The 25,218-nt window shown below is 38.8% G+C and carries 20 protein-coding genes; all 20 read right to left on the bottom strand.

Going from position 1 to position 25,218, the window contains the following annotated elements; translation table 11 throughout:
• Positions 1–4: 4 nt before the first annotated feature.
• Entirely contained in the window at positions 5–2,038 is a 2,034-nt protein-coding gene (locus tag FNN08_RS03825; protein WP_143583425.1) for a DUF1302 domain-containing protein, read from the bottom strand.
• 412 nt (positions 2,039–2,450) lie between these two features.
• Entirely contained in the window at positions 2,451–5,051 is a 2,601-nt protein-coding gene (gene pepN, locus FNN08_RS03820) for an aminopeptidase N (protein WP_143583424.1), read from the bottom strand.
• Between the two features lie 118 nt (positions 5,052–5,169).
• Positions 5,170–6,621, bottom strand: a complete 1,452-nt coding sequence (gene nhaC / locus FNN08_RS03815) for a Na+/H+ antiporter NhaC (protein WP_143583423.1) — start codon at positions 6,619–6,621, stop codon at positions 5,170–5,172.
• A 290-nt stretch (positions 6,622–6,911) separates the two neighbouring features.
• Positions 6,912–8,951: a carboxy terminal-processing peptidase gene (gene prc / locus FNN08_RS03810; RefSeq protein WP_143583422.1), complete on the bottom strand. Its 2,040-nt coding sequence runs from the start codon at positions 8,949–8,951 to the stop codon at positions 6,912–6,914.
• Between the two features lie 18 nt (positions 8,952–8,969).
• On the bottom strand, positions 8,970–9,611 hold the full coding sequence (gene proQ / locus FNN08_RS03805; protein ID WP_143583421.1) for an RNA chaperone ProQ: 642 nt from the start codon (positions 9,609–9,611) through the stop codon (positions 8,970–8,972).
• An 18-nt stretch (positions 9,612–9,629) separates the two neighbouring features.
• The gene (locus FNN08_RS03800; protein WP_143583420.1) at positions 9,630–9,917 is read right to left on the bottom strand and encodes a hypothetical protein; all 288 of its coding nucleotides are present in this window, start codon (positions 9,915–9,917) and stop codon (positions 9,630–9,632) included.
• Between the two features lie 15 nt (positions 9,918–9,932).
• Positions 9,933–10,397 (bottom strand): GAF domain-containing protein, encoded by a 465-nt coding sequence (locus FNN08_RS03795; RefSeq protein WP_143583419.1) that lies wholly within the window; start codon positions 10,395–10,397, stop codon positions 9,933–9,935.
• 188 nt (positions 10,398–10,585) lie between these two features.
• On the bottom strand, positions 10,586–11,179 hold the full coding sequence (locus FNN08_RS03790) for a DUF2057 domain-containing protein (protein ID WP_143583418.1): 594 nt from the start codon (positions 11,177–11,179) through the stop codon (positions 10,586–10,588).
• Positions 11,180–11,341: 162 nt separating this feature from the next.
• Entirely contained in the window at positions 11,342–12,520 is a 1,179-nt protein-coding gene (prpF, locus tag FNN08_RS03785; RefSeq protein ID WP_143583417.1) for a 2-methylaconitate cis-trans isomerase PrpF, read from the bottom strand.
• A 187-nt stretch (positions 12,521–12,707) separates the two neighbouring features.
• Positions 12,708–15,311, bottom strand: coding sequence for a Fe/S-dependent 2-methylisocitrate dehydratase AcnD (gene acnD, locus FNN08_RS03780; protein WP_143583416.1), 2,604 nt, complete (start codon positions 15,309–15,311; stop codon positions 12,708–12,710).
• 195 nt (positions 15,312–15,506) lie between these two features.
• Positions 15,507–16,631 (bottom strand): 2-methylcitrate synthase, encoded by a 1,125-nt coding sequence (gene prpC, locus FNN08_RS03775; RefSeq protein WP_143583415.1) that lies wholly within the window; start codon positions 16,629–16,631, stop codon positions 15,507–15,509.
• Positions 16,632–16,682: 51 nt separating this feature from the next.
• Positions 16,683–17,573: a methylisocitrate lyase gene (gene prpB, locus FNN08_RS03770; protein WP_143583414.1), complete on the bottom strand. Its 891-nt coding sequence runs from the start codon at positions 17,571–17,573 to the stop codon at positions 16,683–16,685.
• Entirely contained in the window at positions 17,574–18,257 is a 684-nt protein-coding gene (locus tag FNN08_RS03765; protein ID WP_143583413.1) for a GntR family transcriptional regulator, read from the bottom strand.
• 335 nt (positions 18,258–18,592) lie between these two features.
• Positions 18,593–19,822: a nucleoside recognition domain-containing protein gene (locus tag FNN08_RS03760; RefSeq protein ID WP_143583412.1), complete on the bottom strand. Its 1,230-nt coding sequence runs from the start codon at positions 19,820–19,822 to the stop codon at positions 18,593–18,595.
• 659 nt (positions 19,823–20,481) lie between these two features.
• On the bottom strand, positions 20,482–21,246 hold the full coding sequence (locus FNN08_RS03755) for a TatD family hydrolase (protein WP_143583411.1): 765 nt from the start codon (positions 21,244–21,246) through the stop codon (positions 20,482–20,484).
• 121 nt (positions 21,247–21,367) lie between these two features.
• Positions 21,368–21,694 carry a PilZ domain-containing protein gene (locus FNN08_RS03750; protein WP_260679264.1) on the bottom strand — a complete coding sequence of 109 codons (327 nt, stop codon included), beginning with the start codon at positions 21,692–21,694 and terminating at the stop codon, positions 21,368–21,370.
• Positions 21,695–21,749: 55 nt separating this feature from the next.
• Positions 21,750–22,691 carry a DNA polymerase III subunit delta' gene (locus tag FNN08_RS03745; protein WP_143583410.1) on the bottom strand — a complete coding sequence of 314 codons (942 nt, stop codon included), beginning with the start codon at positions 22,689–22,691 and terminating at the stop codon, positions 21,750–21,752.
• Positions 22,672–23,304: a dTMP kinase gene (gene tmk / locus FNN08_RS03740; RefSeq protein WP_143583409.1), complete on the bottom strand. Its 633-nt coding sequence runs from the start codon at positions 23,302–23,304 to the stop codon at positions 22,672–22,674. The genes FNN08_RS03745 and tmk overlap by 20 nt, the downstream gene beginning before the upstream one ends.
• Positions 23,305–23,310: 6 nt before the next feature.
• On the bottom strand, positions 23,311–24,300 hold the full coding sequence (gene mltG / locus FNN08_RS03735; protein ID WP_143583408.1) for an endolytic transglycosylase MltG: 990 nt from the start codon (positions 24,298–24,300) through the stop codon (positions 23,311–23,313).
• Positions 24,300–25,127: an aminodeoxychorismate lyase gene (gene pabC / locus FNN08_RS03730; protein ID WP_143583407.1), complete on the bottom strand. Its 828-nt coding sequence runs from the start codon at positions 25,125–25,127 to the stop codon at positions 24,300–24,302. Before pabC ends, mltG begins: the two co-directional genes overlap by 1 nt.
• Between the last annotated feature and the right edge of the window lie 91 nt (positions 25,128–25,218).

Below are 25,218 nucleotides of genomic sequence, written 5' to 3'. Positions count from 1 at the left end.
AACCTTAGATTGAGTATTTAATATTGAAAGATACGAAGTCGCGATCTTCTGTGCGGTTTGTAGTACCCACACCATCAAAGAATGAGTTGTAGCTAAAGTCAGCTGACCAAGTACTTTGATAATCAAATCCTAGACCAAGTGAAATAGACTTCTTCTCTTCAACAAACATGAATAACGGATCTGGTGTAATACCATCAACGTCATGAGAGAAAACAACACGTGGAGCCATGTTCACGCCCCAAAACACATCGTTGTAATCTAATTTAACTAATGCGCGGTAACCCCAAGCAAACGCTGTTGGGAATGGGTTGGTTTCTGTACCGCCCTGCACTAATGCCATTATTGGATCGGTTGAACCAGAGCGTGCGCCACCTGGGCCGTTTAAACGTAATACGTCTTCATCAGGCATATCGCGAATATCGATACCACCAAATTCAATTAAACCAGTCATTTGACCAGCGCCAAACGTAGGACCAAATAAATGAGTTAAGGTAACTTGTGCTTGGATTGTATCAGATTCAATAAAACCTTTCGCCACTTCACCAGATGCTATTTCACCCATTTGAGAGATTGTATATGGCAAGCTTCCTGATTGGTCAGCAACGGCGGCAAATAATAACTCAACGTCATCAATTTGTAGAGGTTCATCTTGACGGTAACTAATTTCACCAGCAACAGAAGTTAAACCAACAGTGGTGTTAAAACTTAATCCGTATAAATTAATATCTTCAGGGTAAGTAAATACTGCTTGCGCGAAAGCGCCTAAGCTTAAAATGTTACTTTCATGCATGCCACCAGACTCAGCAATAAATTGTAAGTCCGCTGTAAGGCTCTCAATACCAAAGTCGGCTGTTTTACCAGAAATAACTGGACGACGAGAATGATAATTCATGTAGTACAAGCTTAGTTCTGTATCATTAAACTCAGGGAAGAAATAAGCAAAACGTAAACCGTATTGACCACCGTCATCAGGATGTATTTCAGCATCTTCATTTTTATCCGTTAGAGTTGCTTGCCCTGCAATACCTGCGTATTGCCCAGCGTAAGCACCAAAACTAGGTAAATCGGTCGGTGGATTAGCAATATAACCATCTCTAAATGCATTTAATTGTACTAATAATTGCTCAAGATTTAAATCTGGAGCGCCACCAAACCCTAACTGGATGTTATTGGCATAACCACCTGAGCCGGCAAAATCATTAGTTGAGAAGTAACTACCAGGTGCTGGTAATACTGACTTTTCCCAGCGGTACTGATAAAACGCTTCAATGTTGAAGTTTTCAGTAACACCAACCGATGTCCAAACAGCACCAAATGGAATAAACGCTTCTTTTAATTCTGAACCAGGCGCACGTAAACGGGCAATATCAACCGGGTTTAATTCACTGATACCGTGAGCAATCAAGGTACTTTCACCCCAACTGATCACTTGATCACCAACTCGGATACTTACTGGCGTGTCACCAACATAAAAATCGGCGTAAGCAAAAGCATCTAATAAACGAATATCGCGACAGATCTCGTCTTTAGCATCTTCATCATCACATGGATCAGTTGTTTTGCCTGTTAACGGGTTAACGTATGGGCGGTCGTTGTCCATCATTTCAAAATCGTAAAAGTACATACCACGTACAAATACACCAAAATCACCTAAATCGTTAGAGTAGGTAATATCAAGCTCGTGGTTACCTTTAAACATTTTTGAAAAGGCTTCGCCAGAGTCGTAATTTAAATTACCTAAATCACCATTGGTTGAGTAACCACCAGGCATTTTCCAAACGTCAAACCCATTGAGAGGATTATTTACCCAATCAATGTTGTTATTAAGGTTATTTGATTTACCTACTAGGTCATTCCAATTTCTATCTTCAACACGGTAAGCTTCACCGTATGAAAAGGTAGAATCAAAACTTACCTGAAAATCGCCTAAATCAAAGTTAACAGCATGTGCTTGTGACGCTGCTAATGTTAACAAACCAGCAGCTATACTTTTAGCGATTGGCTTTTTACAAAAACTTACCATTGAACGTGGCTTCATTTTTCTTTCCCCAGAAATAATTTAAACTATATCGTTTTATTCAGTGCTAATTATTAGTGTTTATTATTTTTTAATAATTTATTACTTAAACAATAATTACATCATTTTAGCTACTAGGCAATAGCTTGCAACTTCGATTAATCAGTATGAATTTAACGACTTGCATGCTTTTTCAACAAAATAATAACACTGCGTTTGAAACAAGCGTTTAAAACCTGAACAAGTCTACTAGCCTGCATGTTGTGTACGGTGTGTGTTCAAGGTGTATTTTTATGTAACCAAAGCAATGGTCCGACCACGTTTAAAGTATTAACTCTAACCAAGGTAAAATATTTTGAAAAAAAATTAAAAAAAAATGCCAAAACTTTGGTTTTGGCATTTTATTAAAGCTTATTTTACATTAGGTAAACATTTATGACAGTGCTGCCGTAAGCTTCTCTTGCAGATCTCGAGCTAAATTATCGAGACTATTTAGCTTATTTAATTGCGTTAACATCATTGCTTGATGCTCAGATGAAAATGCCTTGAATTGAATAAGAGGCGTTAAAATTCGAGAAGCAACTTGCGGATTAATACTATTAAGTTTACCAATTTGCTCTGCTAAGAATTGATATCCTCGGCCATCTTTTTGATGGAAATATTTTGCATTATGAAACGCAAAAGACGCAATTAATGCGCGTGCCCTATTTGGATTTTCAAGGCTAAATTTATCGTGATTTAATAGTGCTGTAACACGATCAATTACAGCCGAATTATTATGAAGTGCATTTACCGCGAACCATTTATCCATCACTAAGGTATTATCTTGCCATTGTTGCTCAAACCTTTGCATGATGTCTTCAAAACAGGCTAAATCATTTACAGCGGCTGATTTTAACGCTGCAATTTGATCTGTCATGTTATTCGCTAAATTATACTGAGTAAGCACCCGTTCATTAGCAGAGTTTACCTGCTCAACTTTGTCACCCTCGCTTACACTTGCTAAATAATCTAAACAAACGTTTTTAAGTGCCCTATCACCAATTGCTTTACCATCTTTAGCAAAAGATGCGTTTACGCAGGCATCATAGCTAGTGCTTAGTTGAGCATGTAAGTTTTGCGCAATAAACACTTTTAACTTGCTAATCGCTGCAACTAATACGCCCGGCTCTACCTCGAAAATAGCATCACTCATTTGATCAAAGCTTGGTAGTGATAACTGCTCCGCTTTAAAAGCATTATCAGAGTCACTTGTTAAAACTGATTTTATAGCAGTAAGGATGTGCGGGCTAATATCTGTATTTAAATCACTTACTAATGCTTTAATGGTAAGAGCAAACAGTGTCTGGCCGGCATCCCAGCGAATAAACTCATCTTTTGCGCCCATCATTAAGCTTAACAATTCTTGCTCATTGTAATCATAGCTTAACTTAACCGGCGCACTAAAGTTTCCTAACAGTGCAGGTACAGGCTTTTGATTTAAACCTTTAAAGGTCCATGTTTGCTCAGCTTGGGTTAATTGTAATAAACTTTGTTGGCAAGATTGTGCTGTATCTTTATCGATTAGCTCAATGTTCACAGGTATGTGTAAATTTTGTTTAACCTGTTTATCATGTGTTTCTGGGTGCGTTTGCTTAATAGTTAAGTGGTATTCTCCATTGCTTGCATCAAATGAATCTGTAACGATTAACTGCGGCGTACCTGATTGGCTGTACCATAATTTAAACTGGCTTAAATCGGTTGCAGTGGCGTCACTTAATGCTTGGACAAAGTCATCACATGTTACCGCTTGTCCGTCAAAACGTTCAAAGTATAGTGCGATACCTGCTTTAAAACCTTGCTCACCTAGTAAAGTATGGAGCATGCGAATAACCTCTGCCCCCTTTTCGTACACGGTCATGGTGTAGAAATTATTCATCTCAATTACTTTTTCTGGTCGAATTGGATGCGCCATTGGCCCTGCATCTTCAGAAAATTGTTGTGAGCGAAGCAAACGTACGTTTTTAATGCGAGTTACCGCTTGCGATGTCATGTCGGCACTAAACTGTTGATCACGAAAAACGGTTAAGCCTTCTTTTAAACTTAACTGGAACCAGTCACGACAAGTAACACGATTACCAGTCCAGTTATGGAAGTATTCATGGGCAATCACCGCTTCAACGTTAAAAAAGTCATCATCGGTGGCATCTAAGTCATCGGCTAATACAAATTTAGAGTTAAATACGTTTAAGCCTTTATTTTCCATCGCCCCCATATTAAAGAAATCAACGGCAACCACCATGTAAATATCTAAATCGTATTCAAGGTTAAACTGCTCTTCATCCCACGCCATTGATTTTTTCAATGACTCCATTGCATGGGTAGTTTTGTACAAATTACCTTTATCAACAAAAAATTCGAGGCCAACTTTACGTCCTGATTTGGTAATGTAATGGTCAGCTAACACATCAAAGTCGCCTGCAACTAAGGCAAACAAATAACAAGGTTTTGGAAATGGGTCGTGCCAAGTTACGCTATGCTTACCATGCTCAAGCTCTGCTTGCGCAATATTATTACCATTGGCCAATAAGTAAGGGAACTGCTGTTTATCGGCTATAACCGTTGTGGTGTACACAGCCATTACATCTGGTCGGTCTAAAAAGTAACTTATACGGCGAAATCCCTCTGCTTCACACTGGGTACAATACGCATCACCTGATTTATATAAACCTTCAAGTGCAGTATTTGTTGATGGTGAGATCTCGGTAACTAAGGTTAATTCAAAGTCAGCATATACATTATCGATAACTAATGATTGCTCGTTAACTTGGTACTGCTCTTTACTTAATTCTTTGCCGTCAATGGCAATACTAATAAGCTTTAAATGCTCACCATCAAGCTTTAATGGCTTATTGTGTTTACCTTGGCGAGTAATCTTCATCACATTGGTCACTAAGGTTGCCGTTTCATCTAAATCGAAAGTTAAATCAACAGTAGTTATGGTGTAGTCAGGTGTTTGGTAATCTTTTAAATAGCGGGGAGTAAAGTCAGTCATTTAGCTTGCATCATAATAAAAATATATATCTGCAGATTAAATTGAATCACTTTAGATTTCAAACAAAAAAGCCAATCAATTGATTGGCTTTTTCATTTTATTGTTCACAACTTGCTGATTAGTTACTTTTAACAAGCTTTTTAATTTTAAAGCCAATAAAACCATACACTACGGCAAGTACAGGGTTAATTAAATTAAAGAAACAATAGAAAATATAATCTAGTGGATTAACTGCAAGTACTGAGTACATGTAAGCACCACAAGTATTCCAAGGCATAAGTGGTGATGTAAGTGTACCTGAGTCTTCAAGTGTACGACTTAGCACAACCGGATCTAAACCTCGACGTTCGAATTCTTCTTTATACATGCGACCAGGCATAACGATTGCCATGTATTGATCGGCAGTAACTGCGTTAGTACCAATACAAGTTGATACCGTACTTGCAATCAAACCACCTGTTGAGTGTACTTTACTTAAGATAACATCCATGATCTTACGTAACATGCCTAAATGCTCTAGCACAGCGCCAAAGGTTAAGGCACAGATAATAAGCCAAACCGTATTTAACATACTCGACATGCCGCCACGGCTAATTAAACTATCAAGTTTTTCGTTACCACTATCAAGTGATACGCCATCAAAAAAGGCCGTCCATACAATAGTTATATTTGCCGTAAGAGTATCTACCCCTTCACCTGCCAAGCTCATGATAAAATCTTGCTGAAATATAATCGCCCAAACAGCGCCACCAATAGCGCCGATTGCGATAGAGATAAAGGCAGGTACTTTCTTAATGGCTAAAGTTAATAAAACAACCAAAGGAATAAGGTTAAATACACTGATACTAAAATGTTGCTCTAACAGCTCATTTATACGAAGTACATTGGCACTGCTGTCTGAAACATCTTCGGTTAAACCAAGAAATACAAAAATAACTAACGCAGTAGCAATTGAAGGAATTGTAGTCCATAGCATGTAACGGATATGCTCGAACAATTCAGAGCCTGCAACAGCCGGTGCTAAGTTGGTTGTTTCTGATAATGGTGAAATTTTATCACCAAAATAAGCACCTGAGATAACGGCACCAGCAGTAATTTCAGGTGATAAACCTAGGCCTGTAGCAACAGCAATTAACGCAACACCAATAGTTGCAGCAGTGGTCCACGAGCTACCAATTGACATTGAAACTAAACCACAAATAATACAAGCGGCAGGATAAAACCACTGTGGGTCGAGTATTTGTAGACCAAAATAAATCATGGTTGGCACTGTACCAGCAAGCAACCAAGTACCAATTAAAGAACCAACGGCAAGCAGTATAAGAATAGCGCCTAATGAAATAGAAATACCATTAACAATGGCTTTTTCCATGCTGATCCAATTATGGCCATTTTTAAAACCAATAATAAGAGCAACACCGGTTGCCATTAATAAAGCAATTTGGTTTGGTCCATACGATGAGTTATCACCAAAATATAACACCGCTGCAGTTAGCATGGTGATCATTACCAACAATGGGATCATTGCATCGATAAAGCTTGGATTTTTAATTGTACTGTTATTTGACATAACTTCTATTGTACCTATTGTATTTAAATATTAATTTGCGGCTAGTTAACTAGGGCAAAGAAATATTTAGATTGCGTTGTAAATAAATTGTTATCAATTCTATGATTTATTAATGCAAATGTATTGCACTATTTAACTTCAAATTTAGTATATCTTGATTTATGCACAAATAACGAATAGTTAATCTAGGCTGTAACACTTTAAAACAGCTTGCAACTTAGACTTAACAAGCAATTAATAAAAATTAAAAAACCGCCATTTGGCGGTTTTTTATTTAAAAATAATTAAGATTATTTTTTCGCTAACTTGTCTAATTCAACCAAATCTAGGGTGATATTAGCCGTTTCATCTAAGAATGGATCAAGCTCAGCTAACTCTTCTGGAATATCATCAACAGATTTTACCACAGGTTTATTTTGCGCTTGTAAGCGTAAATTAGCACGAGCTAAACGTTTTGCTTTGTTATTTTCTCGTTCTGTTTTACGTTCAACATAATTTAATGAAACCGACTTCTTGTCTTTATTTTCTTGATATTTAGCAATATCTTCAGCCAAGTAAGCAAATTCATCATTATGCTTGATGCGCTCTTGATGCATTGAATCTAAGTAAGTGATGTCAGCAGTAAAATCACGAAGTGGTGTGTAAGACGCTTTATTAATCTTATCCCACGGCAGAGCATTCTCTTCTTGGCTTTCGCCCCACTCTTTCGGATCAATTGCGCTTGGGAATAAAATATCTGGCGTAACACCTTTATGCTGTGTACTACCACCATTAATACGGTAGAACTTAGCGATAGTAAATTGAATACTACCAATTGGCTCTTCGTATAAGTCGTAAACGCGTGCTAAACCACGGTGTTGCTGTACAGTACCTTTACCGAAGGTACTCTCACCAACAATAATCGCACGACCATAATCTTGTAATGCGGCTGCAAAGATTTCAGATGCTGAAGCGCTGTATCGATCAACCATAACCGTGAGTGGACCATCGTAATAGGTTAAGCCGTCGGTATCTTTATTAACCTCAACTCGGTTAGCACCATCTCGTACCTGTACTACCGGGCCTTTATCAATAAATAAACCGGTTAATAACGTTGCTTCCACTAATGAACCACCGCCATTACCACGTAAATCAACAATAATCGCTTTAACGTTTTGCTCTTTTAAGCTAGCGATCTCTTTGGCAACATCGCGAGATAACTTGTTGTAAAAACTTGGTATGGTAATAACACCAATGTTTCTAGCAGTAGACTCATCTTCGCCTTCGTTAAGCTTTTCTTTATATACTTCCGATTTTGCCTGACGGTCTTCTAATTTAATGGTATCGCGTACAATTTCTACCACTTCAATCGTCGGATCATCTTCGCCCTTTTCAACTTGTAGACGTACTTTCGTGCCTTTTGGCCCTTTGATCAGATCAACTACGTCATCTAAACGCCAGCCAACAACATCAACGAACTCTTCATCGTCTTGGGCTACACCAATAATTTTATCTTTGGCTTTGATCTTTTTAGATTTATCCGCAGGACCACCTTTAACCACACTTTGAATTACGGTGAAGTCATCATCGATACGAAGTACGGCGCCAATGCCCTCAAGTGATAAGTTCATCTCCATTTGGAAACGCTCAGCATTACGAGGTGATAAATAAGAAGTATGAGGTTCAACAGTACGTGAGAATGCATTCATAACAACTTGGAATACATCTTCACTTTCACCTTGGCTTAAGCGTTTAATCGCATAGTTATAGCGCTTAGTTAAAAGTTTTTGGATTTCAGGCCAGTCTTTACCAGCAAGTTTTAAATTAAGCGCGTCATATTTAACTTTTTTGCGCCATAATTCATCAAGCTCTGCTTCGGTTTGTGCAAACGGAGCATCTTCTCTATCAAAGATATATTCTTCTTTCTTATCGAAATCGAACTCTTTTTCTAGAAGCTTTAATGCATACTGATAACGTTGAAAGCGGCGTTTAACATTTAAGTTATAAATATCAAATGCCGGTGCTAATTTACCTGTGATGATCATCTCATCAAAGCTTGAGCGGTATTTTTCAAGTTCTTCGACGTCTTGCGCTAAAAATACTTGATGAGAGTAATCAAGCTGTTTCAAGTACAAGTCAAAGATAGACGATGACAATTGGTCATCTAATGAAAATTTCTTATAGTGCTGTCGAGAGTAAGTTGCAGAAATACGTTTACTGGCCGTTTTATGCTGCATTTGCTGCATTAAATTAGGTAAATCTTGTTCGCTAATTTTCGTTTGTTCAGCTGTTGCTGACATTGACGATAAAGTGAAAGTAACCGCTAGGGCTAATCGACATATTTTCTGCATATAACTACTCCAAATTATTTATTTGGTAAAGATTTTATCGGCTTGAGTCTTAACAACCATACCCGAAGCTAATTGAACGCTAACATCTTTACCCGCTACTTCCGTGATAGTAGCGTCTAATGGTGAATTACCAACTTGTACCATAACCTGCATTCCTGCAGTTAAGCTGCCAGCTTCTACTTTGTTTAATTTAACTTTAGCTGGGGCTTTTTTAACTTTAGCTGGTTTGGCTTTAACTTTTGGCTTACTTGTTAAAGTAGAGCCCTTTTCACCTGCTTTAGTTCCTTTATAGTCTTTATTTTCTTTTTTGTCTTGCGTTTTTTTGTTAGCAAATTTTTCTTGGCTTTCTTTTAACGTTTTCGCTGCAAAGTTCGCTTGCTCTTCGTCAATCAATTCTGCATCTTCACCAGCTAAGTTAATGCGATGGCTACCAGCTTTGATTGATTTTAAGTATCTCCAGCTTGACGTATAGTGACGCAACGCTTGACGCAATTGAGTTTTACTCACTTTTTCGTCTTCAGCTAAAGCTTCAGCTAACTCTTGAAAAATACCTATTTTTAAAGGTTTTACAGCACCTTCTAGGGTAAAACAGGCTGGGAATTTCTCGACCAAGTGAGCGATAACTTCTTTACTGGTGATACGTTTAGTTTCAGTTTCCATAATATTTACTTTAATTAATTAATTGTCTTGTTCAAGATATTGATCACGGTTTTCCAACAGGTGTCGGCTCCAATCGTATATCTCATCATGTTCTATTTCGGCTAGGTGGTCATTACCTATCCAGTGGTCCCAGACTAAGTTTAACAAAATTGTTAACTCTTCTGAGTCAATATCATCTTCAGCTAATTGATAGATGGTATGATAAAATTCATTTAAATTTTCTGCGACGGTCTCTTCTGCGCCTTCCCAATCGCCAACAACTTCTTCAGAGACTATAAAGTCATGTATTATAACAAACTCTTTCATTATTTATGCTCTTACTTATTTGTTGTTTATTTGCTGTTGTAAAACCTCAACAATAGCTTCTAAGCCTTTCTTGTCTTCATCATCGAAACGATTATAGGTAACGCTATCAATATCAAGCACCGCAATCACTTCATTATCAGCAAATACTGGTATTACAATTTCAGAGTTACTCAATGCATCACAGGCAATATGACCTGTAAATTGATGCACATCGGCAACTAATTGCGTTTGCCTGGTACTAACAGCTGTACCACAAACACCACGTCCAACAGGTATACGAATACAAGCAACTTGTCCTTGAAACGGCCCTAAAACAAGTTCGCCATCAAGCATGCGATAAAATCCCGCCCAATTAACATCATCATATGCATTAAACAAGATAGCACTGATATTTGCCATATTAGCAATAACATCAGATTCATCACTAATTATCGCTTTTACTTGCCCTAAAAGGCTTTGATAAAATTCGTTTTTATTCATTAAATTGATCATGCTATTAAAAAGCGCATAACATACCTTGTAACGCAGGTTAATTAAAGCATTACTCAACATATTTAAAAAATAATTGCTTAAAATTAGTTAAATAATAACTTAATTTGATTATTAACTGATCGAGTCTTGCTATTTTGCCACAAAAAGCGAGCTTAAAGCGTTTAAAATTGTTGCGACTATTGGGAAAGTTTCAGCTGCTTTAAAAACTCTTTTTTCTCGCTATCTGAAGCCTGCGCCCACCAATACTTTAACATAGCTAGATTATCTGGACCGGTTTTAGTAAATGTTGTTTGATCATCCACTTCTAAGCTTTGCTTCACCACTTCTTGTCTGCGTGAAATGGTTTCTTGCATTACCTGATCATTATAAGTTGATAATGACTGATTAATTAGGGCTAGTTTACTGCCACTTTTCGTGTGTATGTTGACAATAGGCTTTTTGCTAAATGCTTTCGCCTGTTCTTTATCTTTGGGTTTAGTATAAGAAAATTTTAAATCTTGTTGGTTAGCAACAGAAAACAATAAGATAAAAGCCTCTGATTTAATGGTTTGATGAGAATCATCAAAATCATCTTCAAAGATCTCAGCATATTTAAGTACAACGACATTTTGGCCAGTGTTAAGCTCAAGCTTGGTATCGGTTTGGATAAATGAAGAAGAAAATTCTTCACCATTAACTCTTAGCACACTAAATTCGGCAGGTATTAATAGGTTGGCAGCATAACTAGTTACAGGCAGTAATGCCAAAATCAAAGTAAAAATTATCTTCATCTAAACAACATCAATGTAAAATTATCTTCATCTAAACAACATCAATGTAAAATTATAATTTTAGTATAACCCAATCAAATAGTTACGCATTAATTTGTGTAGATAAAATTAAAATAAAAAAGCCATGCTGAGCATGGCTTTAGAAGTAGAAAAAGTAACTGCTTAGAAACAATCACCAGGGATACGAACCCAACCTTCCATAAGAACGCGGGCGCTGCGGCTCATAATTGCCTTTTTTACCGTCCAATTACCGTTAACTTCTTCAGCTTCTGCGCCAACTTTAAGTGTGCCAGATGGATGACCAAAAACAACTGAATTACGCTCTCCGCCGCCTGCGGCTAAATTAACTAAGGTACCTGGAATAGCCGCGGCAGTGCCGATAGCGACAGCAGCGGTGCCCATCATTGCATGATGCAGTTTACCCATAGATAATGCACGAACATGAAGGTCTATATCGTTAGCTGCAACGTCTTTACCACTTGAAGTAGTATAGTCTTTAGCACCCGTAACAAAAGCTACTTTTGGTGTGTGTTGACGTGCTGCGGCTTCGCTGACATCGTTAATAAGACCCATTTTTATTGCGCCATGAGCGCGAATGGTTTCAAATCGAGTGAGCGCTGCATCATCACCATTAATGGCTTCTTGTAATTCGGTGCCGGTGTAACCAATATCTTCCGCATTTAAGAAAATAGTCGGAATACCTGCTGTGATCATACTTGCCTTAAACGTACCAATTCCAGGAACTTCTAATTCATCAACCACATTTCCGGTTGGAAACATTGCCTCACTTGGGTCTACCGGAGCAATAAATTCTACCGGTACTTCTGCCGCAGGGAAAGTAACACCGTCAAGTTCAAAGCTACCTGTTTCTTGCACTTCACCGTTTGTCATTGGCACTTGTGCAATGATGGTTTTCGAAATATTCTTTTGCCAAATTCGCACGGTACAAACACCATTTTCAGGTACTCGCGCAGGATCAACTAACCCTGACATAATAGCGAATGACCCAACCGCCGCAGTTAAATTACCGCAGTTACCAGACCAATCAACAAAGGCTTTATCAATGGCAACTTGACCAAATAAGTAATCAACGTCGTGATCAGCTTGCTCTGATTTAGCTAAAATAACCGTTTTAGAGGTACTTGATGTTGCCCCGCCCATACCATCGGTTTGCTTACCGTATGGATCGGGTGAACCAATAACGCGCAACAGCATATTGTCACGTGCTTCACCCGGTACCTGACAACGCTCTGGTAAGTCGGTTAAGTTAAAAAATACACCTTTAGATGTACCACCACGAATGTAAGTCGCAGGGATCTTTACTTGAGGAACGTGAGCCATTGCTCTCTCCTATTTTTATTTATTAAAACAGAATTTAAAAAGCAGTAAATAGACGCTATTTACTGCTAATAATTAAACTCGAGTTTGATGAGTAAACGAATTAGTTTTAATTGAGAGCAAGGCGGTCGTGCGCAATGTGTACTTACACATGAGCACGTTCAACGCAGCTATCATTAAAAATAAACGTTTAGGCATTAGACTCCAAGAAGTCTTGGGCAAACTTTTGTAGTACCCCACCAGCGCCGTAAACAGAAACTTCTTCAGCGGTATCTAAGCGACACTTCACTGGAATTTCCACTACTTCGCCATTTTTGCGAGTCATCACTACCGTCATTGCCGCGCCAGGAGCAGTTGTGCCAACCACATCGTAAGTTTCACTGCCATCAATGTTGTAAGTATGGCGAGTTTCGCCATTAACAAACTCTAATGGTAATACACCCATACCAACTAAGTTTGTACGGTGAATACGCTCAAAACCTTCAGATACAATCACTTCAACACCGGCTAAACGAACACCTTTAGCGGCCCAGTCACGTGATGAACCTTGACCGTAATCAGCACCTGCGATGATGATCAGTGGTTGTTTGCGATCCATATAAGTTTCAATCGCTTCCCACATACGCGACTCAACACCTTCTGGTTCAATACGAGCAAGTGAGCCTTGTTTAACTTCACCGTTTTCGTCTCTACACATTTCGTTAAATAACTTAGGGTTAGCAAACGTTGCACGTTGCGCCGTTAAGTGGTCGCCGCGGTGCGTTGCGTATGAGTTAAAGTCAGCTTCAGGTAACCCCATTTTATCAAGGTAAGCACCTGCAGCACTGTTTAATTGAATCGCATTTGAAGGTGATAAATGATCAGTGGTGATGTTATCACCAAGTACCGCTAATGGGCGCATACCTTTCATGGTGCGCTCGCCTGCTAATGCACCTTCCCAATAAGGAGGTCGACGAATATAAGTACTGGTTTCATCCCAAGCATAAAGCGGGCTTTCTGCTGGCTCAAACGCACCTAAATCGAACATTGGTGTGTATATTTTCTTAAATTGCTCTGGCTTAACGCTAGATTCAACAATGGCATCGATCTCTGCATCACTTGGCCAGATATCTTTTAAGGTAATATCATTACCGCTTTGGTCTTGTCCTAATACATCTTTTTCAATATCAAAGCGGATAGTACCAGCAAGTGCATAAGCTACCACTAATGGTGGCGACGCTAAGAATGCTTGTTTAGCATGCGGATGAATACGACCATCAAAGTTACGGTTACCCGATAAAACCGCGGTAGAGTATAAATCACGGTCAATAATTTCTTGTTGAATTTTCGGGTCTAATGCGCCCGACATGCCGTTACATGTTGTACATGCGTAGCCAACAATACCAAAACCTAGCTTTTCCATTTCAGGTAATAAACCAGACTCTTCAAGATAAAGTTTTGCCACCTTTGAACCTGGGGCAAATGAAGACTTAACCCAAGGTTTACGTACTAAGCCAAGTTCATTCGCGCGTTTAGCAATTAAGCCAGCAGCGACAACGTTACGAGGGTTAGAGGTATTTGTACATGAAGTAATAGCTGCGATAATTACCGCGCCATCAGGCATTTCACCATTAGCTTCTTGCGCCTTACATGCGTCTAAATCTTTGGCAATTTGTTTCGATGCTAAATCAGATGTTGGTAAGCGGCGATGAGGGTTTGATGGACCTGCTAAATTGCGTGTTACCGTTGATAAATCAAACTCAAGTACACGCGGGTATTGAGCTTGTTCTAAATCGTCAGCCCAAAGTCCAGTGTGTTTTGCGTAAGTTTCAACCAGCTCAACTTGCTCTGGTTCACGACCAGTAAGTTTTAAATAATCGATGGTTTGTTGATCAATATAGAACATACCTGCAGATGCACCGTACTCTGGTGTCATATTTGAGATAGTTGCGCGATCGCCAATAGTTAAGTCTTTGGTGCCTTCACCGAAGAACTCTAAGTAGCTTGATACAACTTTTTCATTACGTAAAAATTCAGTAATAGCAAGAACCATATCGGTTGCTGTTATACCTGGCTTACGTTTGCCCACAAGTTTTACACCAATAATATCTGGCAAGCGCATCATAGAAGGACGGCCTAACATTACCGTTTCAGCTTCTAAGCCTCCAACACCGATAGCGATAACACCTAAAGCATCAACGTGTGGCGTGTGTGAGTCGGTACCAACACAAGTATCAGGGTACGCAACACCGTCACGCGCCTGAATAACTGGAGACATTTTCTCTAAGTTAATTTGGTGCATGATGCCGTTACCAGCAGGAATTACATCAACGTTTTTAAATGCTGTTTTGGTCCATTCGATAAAGTGAAAACGGTGCTCGTTACGACGGTCTTCAATCTCACGGTTTTTCTCGAACGCTTGTGAGTCAAAACCTGGCGCTTCTACTGCAAGAGAGTGATCAACGATAAGTTGCGTTGGTACAACCGGGTTAACTTTAGCAGGGTCGCCACCTTGATCAGCAATAGCATCGCGAAGACCGGCAAGGTCAACTAATGCCGTTTGTCCTAAAATATCATGACAAACAACACGAGCAGGATACCAAGGAAAATCCAAATCTTGTTTCGAATGAATGATTTGTTTTAACGAATCAGTTAAGTCGCTTGGTGCACATTTTCGTACAAGTTGCTCAGCAAGTACACGTGATGTGTAAGGCAGCTTTGCATACGATCCAGGCTCGATATCTTCAATAGCAGCACGCGTATCAAAAAAATCTATATTTTGTCCCGGCAAAGGTTTGCGGTATTCATAGTTCATAACGTTATCCAAAGAATAATGTTCAAAAGAATCAGCTAATTAGTCTTTAACCAATTCATTTATAGTGTATTTAATTCAGTACTAATAGGCGCCGTAATTTGGTTCTATTTCAAGATTAAAAATGTGCGCATATAAGCATATGTAATCATTTTTAAGCGCAGAAATAGAGCCAAAGAACAAGCCATATCAACTAACCTATCTTTCTGATATTGGGCCGACGGTACGTGGTTCTACGCCTGTGTAGTCGGCACTTGGGCGAATAATACGGTTATTAGAGCGTTGCTCCATAACGTGCGCAGCCCAACCAGTTAAACGCGAACAAACAAAAATAGGCGTAAACAATTTAGTAGGAATGCCCATGTAGTTATAAGTAGACGCATGGAAGAAATCAGCATTACAGAATAACTTCTTGGTATCCCACATAAACTCTTCACAAGCTACAGAGATGTCGTAAAGTGACGTGTCACCATTTTCTTGTGCTAATTTTTCAGACCAAGCTTTAATTACCACGTTACGAGGATCTGAGGTACGGTATACCGCATGACCAAAGCCCATGATTTTTTCTTTACGCTCTAACATACCAGCCATTTTTTCTTTTGCATCTTCTGGCGAAGTGAATTTTTCAATCATATCCATAGCAGCTTCATTGGCACCACCATGTAATGGACCACGTAAAGTACCAATTGCACCAGTAATACAAGAATACATATCAGATAAAGTTGATGCACAAACACGAGCAGTAAAGGTAGATGCATTGAACTCATGCTCTGCGTAAAGAATAAGTGATACATCCATAACACGTTTGTGTTGCTCTGATGCTTCCTTACCCGTTAATAAGCGAAGGAAATGACCACCTAGTGAGTCTTCGTCGGTTACACAATCAATTTTTACGCCTTCATGGCTGTAACGGTACCAGTAAGTCATAATTGCAGGGAATGCTGCAAGTAAACGGTTAGCCGCAACACGTTGCTCAGAGAAATCATTCTCTGGCTCTAAGTTACCTAAGAAAGATGCACCGGTGCGCATAACATCCATTGGGTGAGCATCTGCAGGGATACGCTCTAGCACTTCTTTAAGTGCTTGTGGTAAATCACGCATCGCTTTAATTTCAGCTTTGTACGCATCAAGCTCAGCTTGGTTTGGTAATTCACCATTAAATAAAAGGTATGCAACTTCTTCAAACGTTGAGTTAGCTGCTAAGTCTGCAACATCGTAACCACAATACGTTAAACCAGAGCCTGATTGCCCAACCGTACATAATTTTGTTTCACCTGCACTTTGACCACGTAAGCCTGCACCGCCAATTTTTTTCTCAGTCATAATTTCTTCCTAATAATCTATATAATTTTTATTTAGTAATTTAAAAAAGTTTTATTTATTTTTACCTTCAGAGAAAAGCGCATCTAGCTTTTGCTCGTACTCGTGGTAACCAAGGTAATCGTAAAGATCCATGCGAGTTTGCATATTGTCGATTTCAGCCTTTTGGTCGCCATCGTTAAGTAATGTGCGGTATACAGATTCAGCGGCTTTGTTCATTGCGCGAAATGCTGATAATGGGTAAAGCACCATAGCGCAGCCCCACTCACCTAATTCTTTCTTATTCCAAAGTTCAGTTTGGCCAAACTCAGTGATGTTTGCTAAAACAGGTACGTCAAGAGCTTCGGTAAATGCACGGTAGTGTTCTTCTGTTTTAACCGCTTCAGCAAAAATACCATCAGCACCTGCGGCAACATATGCTTTTGCACGTTCTAGCGCTGCTTCTAAACCTTCTTGAGCAAATGCATCGGTACGAGCCATAATAAAGAAGTCTTTATCAGTACGAGCATCTACTGCGGCTTTAATACGATCGACCATTTCTTCTGTTGAAACGATTTCTTTATTCGGACGGTGACCACAACGCTTTTGCGCTACTTGGTCTTCAATATGAACAGCAGCTGCGCCAGCTTTTTCCATATCACGAATCGTTTTAGCAATGTTAAATGCACCACCCCAACCGGTATCAATATCAACTAATAAAGGTAAACTGCTTGCTGCTGTAATACGTTGTACATCGGCGATAACATCATTAAGTGATGTCATACCTAAATCAGGTAAACCGTAAGAAGCATTAGCCACACCACCACCTGAAAGGTAGATAGCTTGATGACCAATTTGCTCGGCCATCATTGCAGCATAAGCATTGATAGTACCAACAACCTGTAGCGGCTTGTTATTTTGAAGAGCTAAACGAAATTTAGCACCTGGTGATAGTTGAGTAGTCATTTATAGTTTTTCCTGTTCTAATTTTCTTTCTATATTTTTACGAGATGCTGCTATATGTCGGCGCATCAGCATTTCTGCTAATTCACCATCGCGGTCAGCAATCGCATGTAAGATCGCTTTGTGTTCATCATAAGCACGAGTTGCGCGTGGACTGTTCATGCCAAATTGGCATCGATACATGCGCACCAAGTGATAAAGTTCACCACAAAGAATATTTATAAGTTGTTGGTTGTTACTACCTTGGATAACTCGATAATGAAAATCTAAGTCACCTTCTTCTTGGTAATATGCAACACCGTCTTGGAGTTTTTTGTCTTGACCGTGGTCAGCAAGAATTGATTGTAATTCGGCAATTTCATCATCAGCCATTGCCGTTGCCGCTAAACGACAAGCCATGCCTTCTAAAGCTTCGCGTACAATATAAATTTCAAGTAAACCGGTTACTGTACACTCGACAACACGAGAGCCAACATTAGCTTTGCGTTCAATAAGGTGGCATTTCTCTAAACGATTTAATGCTTCTCGAAGAGTTGAACGACTCACTTGATACTTTTTGGCAAGCTCTGGCTCACTTATCTTGCTGCCGGCTAATATCTCGCCTTCAACAATTTCATGTTGCATGGTTTCAAATATCTTATCAGCAGTTGTTACTGGTGCTTGTCTTGCTGGATTAAGTGAGTTCATAAATTCCGATTTATCATTGTAATTAATTGCATCAAAAACTTTATTTATGGCTAAGATGCTGCCAATAAATTGTCGACAATCTTAAACATGGTAAAAATAATACCCTGATTTGAACTCAAGTCAACAACTAAAAGCAAAGATTGTCGACAATTAGACCAAAGTATGAGCGTTTGTTGCAATTTAATTACACTTTATTACTCAAATTGTCCGACATACAAGCGTTTGAATTTTAAAAAGCAGTGAATATGGTAAGTAAATTGTTAGAAATGAAGCTATACCACCCCATTAATTAGCTGATCGATAAGCAAAAAATCAATGGAGTTGCAATAGATGTGTTAAGCAAAGAACCAGTAGCAAACGGCAATACCAGCGGTAATACCACTGATATCAGCAATTAGACCACAAGTTATGGCATGACGAGAATAACGGATACCGACGCTGCCGAAATAAACAGCAAGCACATAGAAAGTTGTTTCTGTTGAGCCCTGAATTATTGAAGACAAGCGCCCTGCAAATGAGTCTGCGCCAAAGGTGTTCATGGTTTCAACCATCATAGCTCTCGAACCTGAGCCGCTTAATGGTTTCATAAAAGCAGTAGGCAGAGCATCAACAAAACGTGTATCACCACCAATTACTATAACTAATGAACGGATACTGTCGACAATTAAATCTAGTGCTCCACTCGCTCTAAATACGCCTATGGCACAAAGCATGGCAAGAAGGTAAGGAATAAGCTTGACACTTACCTCAAAGCCCTCTTTTGCCCCTTCAATAAAACAGTCATACACCATTAGTTTTTTAAAGTGAGCAATAAGTAAAAACGAGATCAACGTCGATATAATTAAAAAGTTACCCATCAATGAAGATTGGCTCGATAGTTGTTCAGCCGTTAACTGTGTTAAGTACACAACAAGTGCAGCAACTAAAGCCATAGCTGCACTTAGATATAATAAGATTATGCCTTTATATATTTTGATCTTTTGAAAAAATGCAACACTAATAAGGCCCGCTAACGTTGAGGCAAAGGTAGCTAATAAAATAGGAATAAATACATCTGTTGGTACTGCAGCACCTTGCTGAGCACGATAAACAAAAACACTAATAGGAAATAAAGTTACTGAAGAGGTATTAAGAACTAGAAATAAAATCTGCGCATTACTGGCAGTATCTTTTTTGGGGTTTATTTCTTGTAAATCTTTCATCGCTTTTAAGCCAAGCGGTGTTGCAGCATTATCTAAGCCTAAAAAGTTCGCCGACAAATTCATCGTTATCGAACCAAAAGCGGGATGGTTGGCTGGAATTTGTGGCATTAAACGAGAAAATAATGGCGATATAGCTTTAGCGATCCAAGCAACAACACCACCTCTTTCCGCTATTTTCATCATGCCAAGCCAGAAGCTTAAAATACCAATTAGGCCTATCGCTATTTCAACCGTTACTTTTGACATAGCAATGATGCTATTTAAAATTTCTTCAAAAATGGCGGAATTACCTAAATACAACCATTGAAACATGGCGGCAATAAACGCAATAACAAAGAAAGAAAGCCAGATGATATTAAGCATAGTTAACAGGTAATTATATTTATTATTTTAATCAGTCTACAGTAGCACAAAGTTTTCAAAGGGTTAATATTAAATACTGAGTTTCACACCTGTGCACAAACCTGTTTATAAAATGTGCAACGACTGTATAGAAGCTATGCACATAAAAACACATCAACAACCTAAATCAATGATTTAAAACACAAATAAAATAATTTTGCAATTGACTAGATTTTGTACAGATATACACTACAATTATTAATTCAAGGCAAAAACTTTGTTGAGTTTCTCCTTAAATTTATTAGCGCAGGCTCATACCATTTGAGCCATTCCCCTGAGCCCAAAGCACATAGTTTTGGGCCTTTTTTTTGCCTACAGGATGTAGGTATGCAAATTTGGCCATGGATGGCGATAAATTTGTAAAACTTGATGTGGGGTATGCCGAAAACTCACAGTACGCTGCAGGAGGTCCCGTCTAAAAGCATTACGGGATGACGGCGTTTTTACGTAGGTTAGGTTAATATTCTATATTTTTAAACTCACAGTACACTGCAGGAGATCCGGACAAAAGCGCTGCGGGATGACTGCGTTTTTGCATGAAAATCAAGAGGGTCAGATCAACTTGAAAGTTTCAAGTTGATCTGACCCTCTTGATTTTCAACAACTCTGACACCTTGATATCAGTTAAATAATCTTTGGTAATTTTCGGTACTTAAACGAGCGATTTCTTCAACGCTTTGGCCACGAACTTCGGCTAATACTTTAGCAACTTCACTAACAAACGCAGGTTGGTTTTGTTTACCTCTATGCGGCACTGGGGCTAAATAAGGTGAGTCTGTCTCAATAAGAAACTTGTCTTCTGGCACTTGGAAAGCGACATGACGAAGTGCGGCTGCATTTTTAAACGTAACAATCCCTGAAAATGATATATAGAAGCCCATAGCAATTGCTTGCTCGGCCATTTCCCAAGATTCAGTAAAGCAGTGAAGTACGCCACCGACTTGCTCTGCACCCTCCTCTCGCATTATGTTTAAGGTATCTTCTTGCGCATCGCGAGTATGGATAATGATCGGTTTATTTAATTGCTTTGCTACGCGAATATGCTTACGAAAAGCATCGCGTTGCACCTCTTGCGTTTCAGGGGCATAAAAATAGTCTAAGCCTGTTTCACCAACGGCAACGACTCTTGGGTTATCAGCTAACTGCAATAATTGGTTTTGATCCACTTCATCTTCTTGATTGAGAGGGTGTACACCACAAGACAGTTGCACATTTGAATACTTGAGCGTTTTATCGGCCATAGAGGCAAAGTCTTTAAGCGTTACTGACACACACAACATTTGTTGCACGCCAGCTGCGGTTGCCGCATCAACAACATTATCTAAGTTGTTATCAAACTCGGTTAAATCTAGACGGTCTAAATGGCAATGTGAATCAATATACAAGGAAAGCTCCCGATAGGGTTAAAAAATGAATTGGCAAGGATTATAACAGTGCTATTAATATTGATTCAATAAAAGGGCCGCAAAAGCGACCCTGTTCAATGTTTATTAAATTTTTGCATGACTACATAGTGTATGTTGGCTCTTTAGAGTTAAGTAAACGCCCTAGTGCTGATTCAATTTGACTACGTAAATTAGTTTCATCTTTGTTAAATGAAATACCAACACCGGCTTCAGTACCATTTTGAGCACCATGGGGAGTGATCCAGCACACAGAGCCTTCAATAATTGCAGCTTCTAAACTGCCAGGAAGAAATACTTCTAAGTTAAATTTATCGCCTAATTCATGTTGCTCTTGAGTTTTAACAAACAAGCCTCCTTGTTTTAAAAACGGCATATAGGCCATATACAACTCACGATCATTTTTAAACTCTAATACCTTATTAAACACGGTAATTCCTTTATTATTATTTACTTCACTCTAAATATAGATGGAGGTGATTTTGTTATTTTTGTAACTGTTGTTCAATATCAACCAATAATGCTTCAATTGTAAAGTTTTTATTTGCTTGGGTAAGCAATTTTATTTGCTTGTTGGCTTGCATAGCTAAATGCAAACACTGCCAAAGTTGCTCTGTTGTGTATTTATCTTGCAATAATTTTGCCGGATGGCTCGACAGTGCATCTGCCCAACCTGATTGCATTCTAATAAGCTGATGAAAACAGTCCACCAACCAACGCAAGCTTTGATTGTTGTTATTGAATAGCGTCATTAATTGCGAGTAATCAGCAAAGTTTTGCAGCCATAAAATTAACTGTTGATTAAATTCAAGATAAGCTTGTTTAGTAAAGTCATCAGTTAGTTCAGCAAACTGATTAATATTACTAAAGTCATGCAAGATTGATTTATCATCAACTAAATCAGCGAGCTCCTGCCCTACAGGTGGTTGAATTTGTATTTGCGAGCAGCGGCTAATAATTGTTGGTAATAATAAGTCGGCATCATTACAAGTTAGTAATAAAAAGCTATTTTGGGTTGGCTCTTCTAATGTTTTAAGTAAAGCATTAGCGGCAGCTTCGGTCATGTATTCGCTAGACTTTATGATCACCACTTTATTCTGGCCAAGTTGCGCTGTTTTTTGAAAGAACTGGCTAGCTTGACGCACTAAATCAACGCCAATAGTTTTATCACCATTGTCTATTATTTGAATATCTGGATGTGATTTTGATGCTAGCAATAAACAAGATTTACAGCGTCCACAAGCATCAAATTCGCTTTTGTCTGTGCATAATAACTTATTGGCTAACCAAACGGCTAATTCATCTTGTCCAGCTAAAGCATAGCCTTTAAGAAGCAAAGCATGGGGCAAGACACTTTGATTGATCTTAGCGTTTAAATCAACTTTATTGTTGTCTAACCATGACTTACTACTGATCAGATGCGCCAATTTGCTCTCCTAATACTGCACGTATGTCTTGATGAACTTTATCCATTGGCTGGCTTGCATCGATGATAAAAATAGTTTCATCTTGGTTAGCTAATTCAAGGTACTTATTTCTTACTTTATGGAAAAATTCAATTTTTTCCTGTTCAATACGATCTAATTCACCTCGAGCTTGCGCCCTGCCTAAACCTAGCTCAGGTTCAATATCTAGATATAATGTGAGATGCGGTTTAAAGCCATTTAAAGTGATATTAGCAATGCTATCAATAACGTCATTATTAAATTCGCGGCCGCCGCCCTGATAAGCACGAGAAGATAAATCATGGCGATCGCCAATAACCCATTTGCCGCTAGCTAAGGTTGGTAAAATCTTATTATGTAATAACTGGCTGCGACTAGCGTACATTAAAAACAATTCACATTCTGGAGTGATTTGCTCATCACAAGGCTCTTTAACTAAAGTTCGTAACTTTTCAGCTAGAGGTGTGCCTCCTGGCTCTCGAGTTTTATCAAAAGAAATGTTTTGCTGTTGTAGATATTGTTCTATTACTGCAATTGCTGAAGACTTACCTGCCCCTTCAATACCTTCGATAACAATAAACTTACCTGCTGACATAATCTGTTATTTTCCTCTGATGTATTTGTTTACCGCATTGTTATGCTCGCGTAAGGTCTTTGAGAAATGGTGTTCACCATTACCTTTACTGACAAAGTATAACAACGAGGTCTTATCTGGATGCACGCTCGCTTTAAGTGCTGATAAACCAGGCATCGCAATTGGCGTTGGTGGCATGCCGTTAATTTGATAGGTATTGTATGCGGTTTTCTCTCGAATATTGGCGTAAGTTATATCGCCAGTGTATCTGTCGCCTAAGCCGTAAATAATAGTAGGGTCAGTTTGCAAGCGCATTTTCTTTGCTAAACGGTTGATAAAAACAGACGCTATCATAGGCTGTTCAAACACCTGCCCGGTTTCTTTTTCAATAAGCGAGGCCATAATTAACACATCATAAGATGATTTATACGGCAAGCCTTTATCTCTTTCCTGCCAAACTTGTTCTAACTCTTTAACCATGCGTTTATGAGCCTGGCGCAAAATATCAAGGTCGCTAGTCCCTGCTGTAAATTTATAGGTATCAGGAAAAAATATCCCTTCTGGATGAGTATATTCACTGTTTAATAGAGCTAAGATTTGCTTTGCTGATTTATCTGCTAGGGTATTTTTGATGTTATCCGTTTCGGCAAGTTGCACTAACCATTCTTTAAAGGTGCTGCCTTCAACAAATGTAATTTTAAATTGATGCTCAACCCCAGCATTAAATAAAGCTAACAAAGCAATAAAATTCATATCTGCAGTTAACTGATATGTGCCCGCTTTTAACTTTGTCTGCTCGGGGTTTAACTTACCGTAAATTTTATATTCAACTGAGCTATCAATCCAACCGTTACGCTTAAAATCATTAATAAGATGGCTAAAAGAGGTACCGGATTTAATCGTATAGAAACTCTGAGCAATAGGTAGCGTTTGCTCCACTTTATTATTTATGTGTGCCCAACCACCACCGGCGGCAAGTCCAGCTAAAAAAATTAAAACAAGTAATGCACGTACCATTATTCAAATTCCTTTTGCATTCGTTTTTGAATTGCTTTTATTGGCTCCATAGAAAACGCTTTACCGACAAACTCTTTTACCGGAGCAATAGTAAGTAAAGAGTTACAAATAAATATGGCGTCACTTTGTTTTAACACGTCCACTTTCGCATCAACAACAGCGACCTGATGACCATCTTGGGCAAGCACATTTATTACTTGCTCACGGATGATGCCACTTACCCCAGCCATCGATAATGATGGTGTGTACCAAATATCATCTTTGAGCCAAAAAATATTAGCTGTATTACATTCAATAATATTATCCGCGATATCCGTAACAACGACTTCATCGACATCAAGAGTGTCGAGTTCATTGCGCACTAAAACTTGCTCTAAGCGATTTAAGTGCTTTAGTCCTGCAAGCACAGGGTTATGGCCAAGTTTAACTGAACTAACTCCTAAGCTGATACCTTTATTTTGCCAATCAATATAATGCTCTGGAAACGCTGATACGGTAACAATTATATTGGCTTGTTTAATGCCCACTCGAGAATAACCACGCGAGCTATTACCGGCAGTAATGATTACTTTTAGTGTGGCTTTGTTTAGGCTTAAAGCGACAGAATTCGCCGCTTTATTTAATTCAGCTTCAACACTAGCCCAATTAACCTCTTCGATACCTAAACGCAGACAACCCTGTTGTAACCGCTTAATATGCTGCCCTAAATGCTGCACTTGACCCGCAACGATTTGCGCTGTGGTAAAAATACCATCGCCAAAGGCTAAGCCTCTATCACGGATAGAAAGCTGCTCTGTGGTTGTAAAATTAACTGAGTGATAAAGCATTATGAGTATTAATTATTATTCGTTGTTTTATGCTAGCCAATACTTTTTATTATTTAAACAAAGCTAATAAAAAGCCTTAATACTGTTGTAG

This window comes from Thalassomonas sp. M1454 (assembly GCF_007097525.1).
GTDB lineage: Bacteria > Pseudomonadota > Gammaproteobacteria > Enterobacterales > Alteromonadaceae > Thalassotalea_A.
This window is presented reverse-complemented; position numbering and strand designations above follow the sequence as displayed.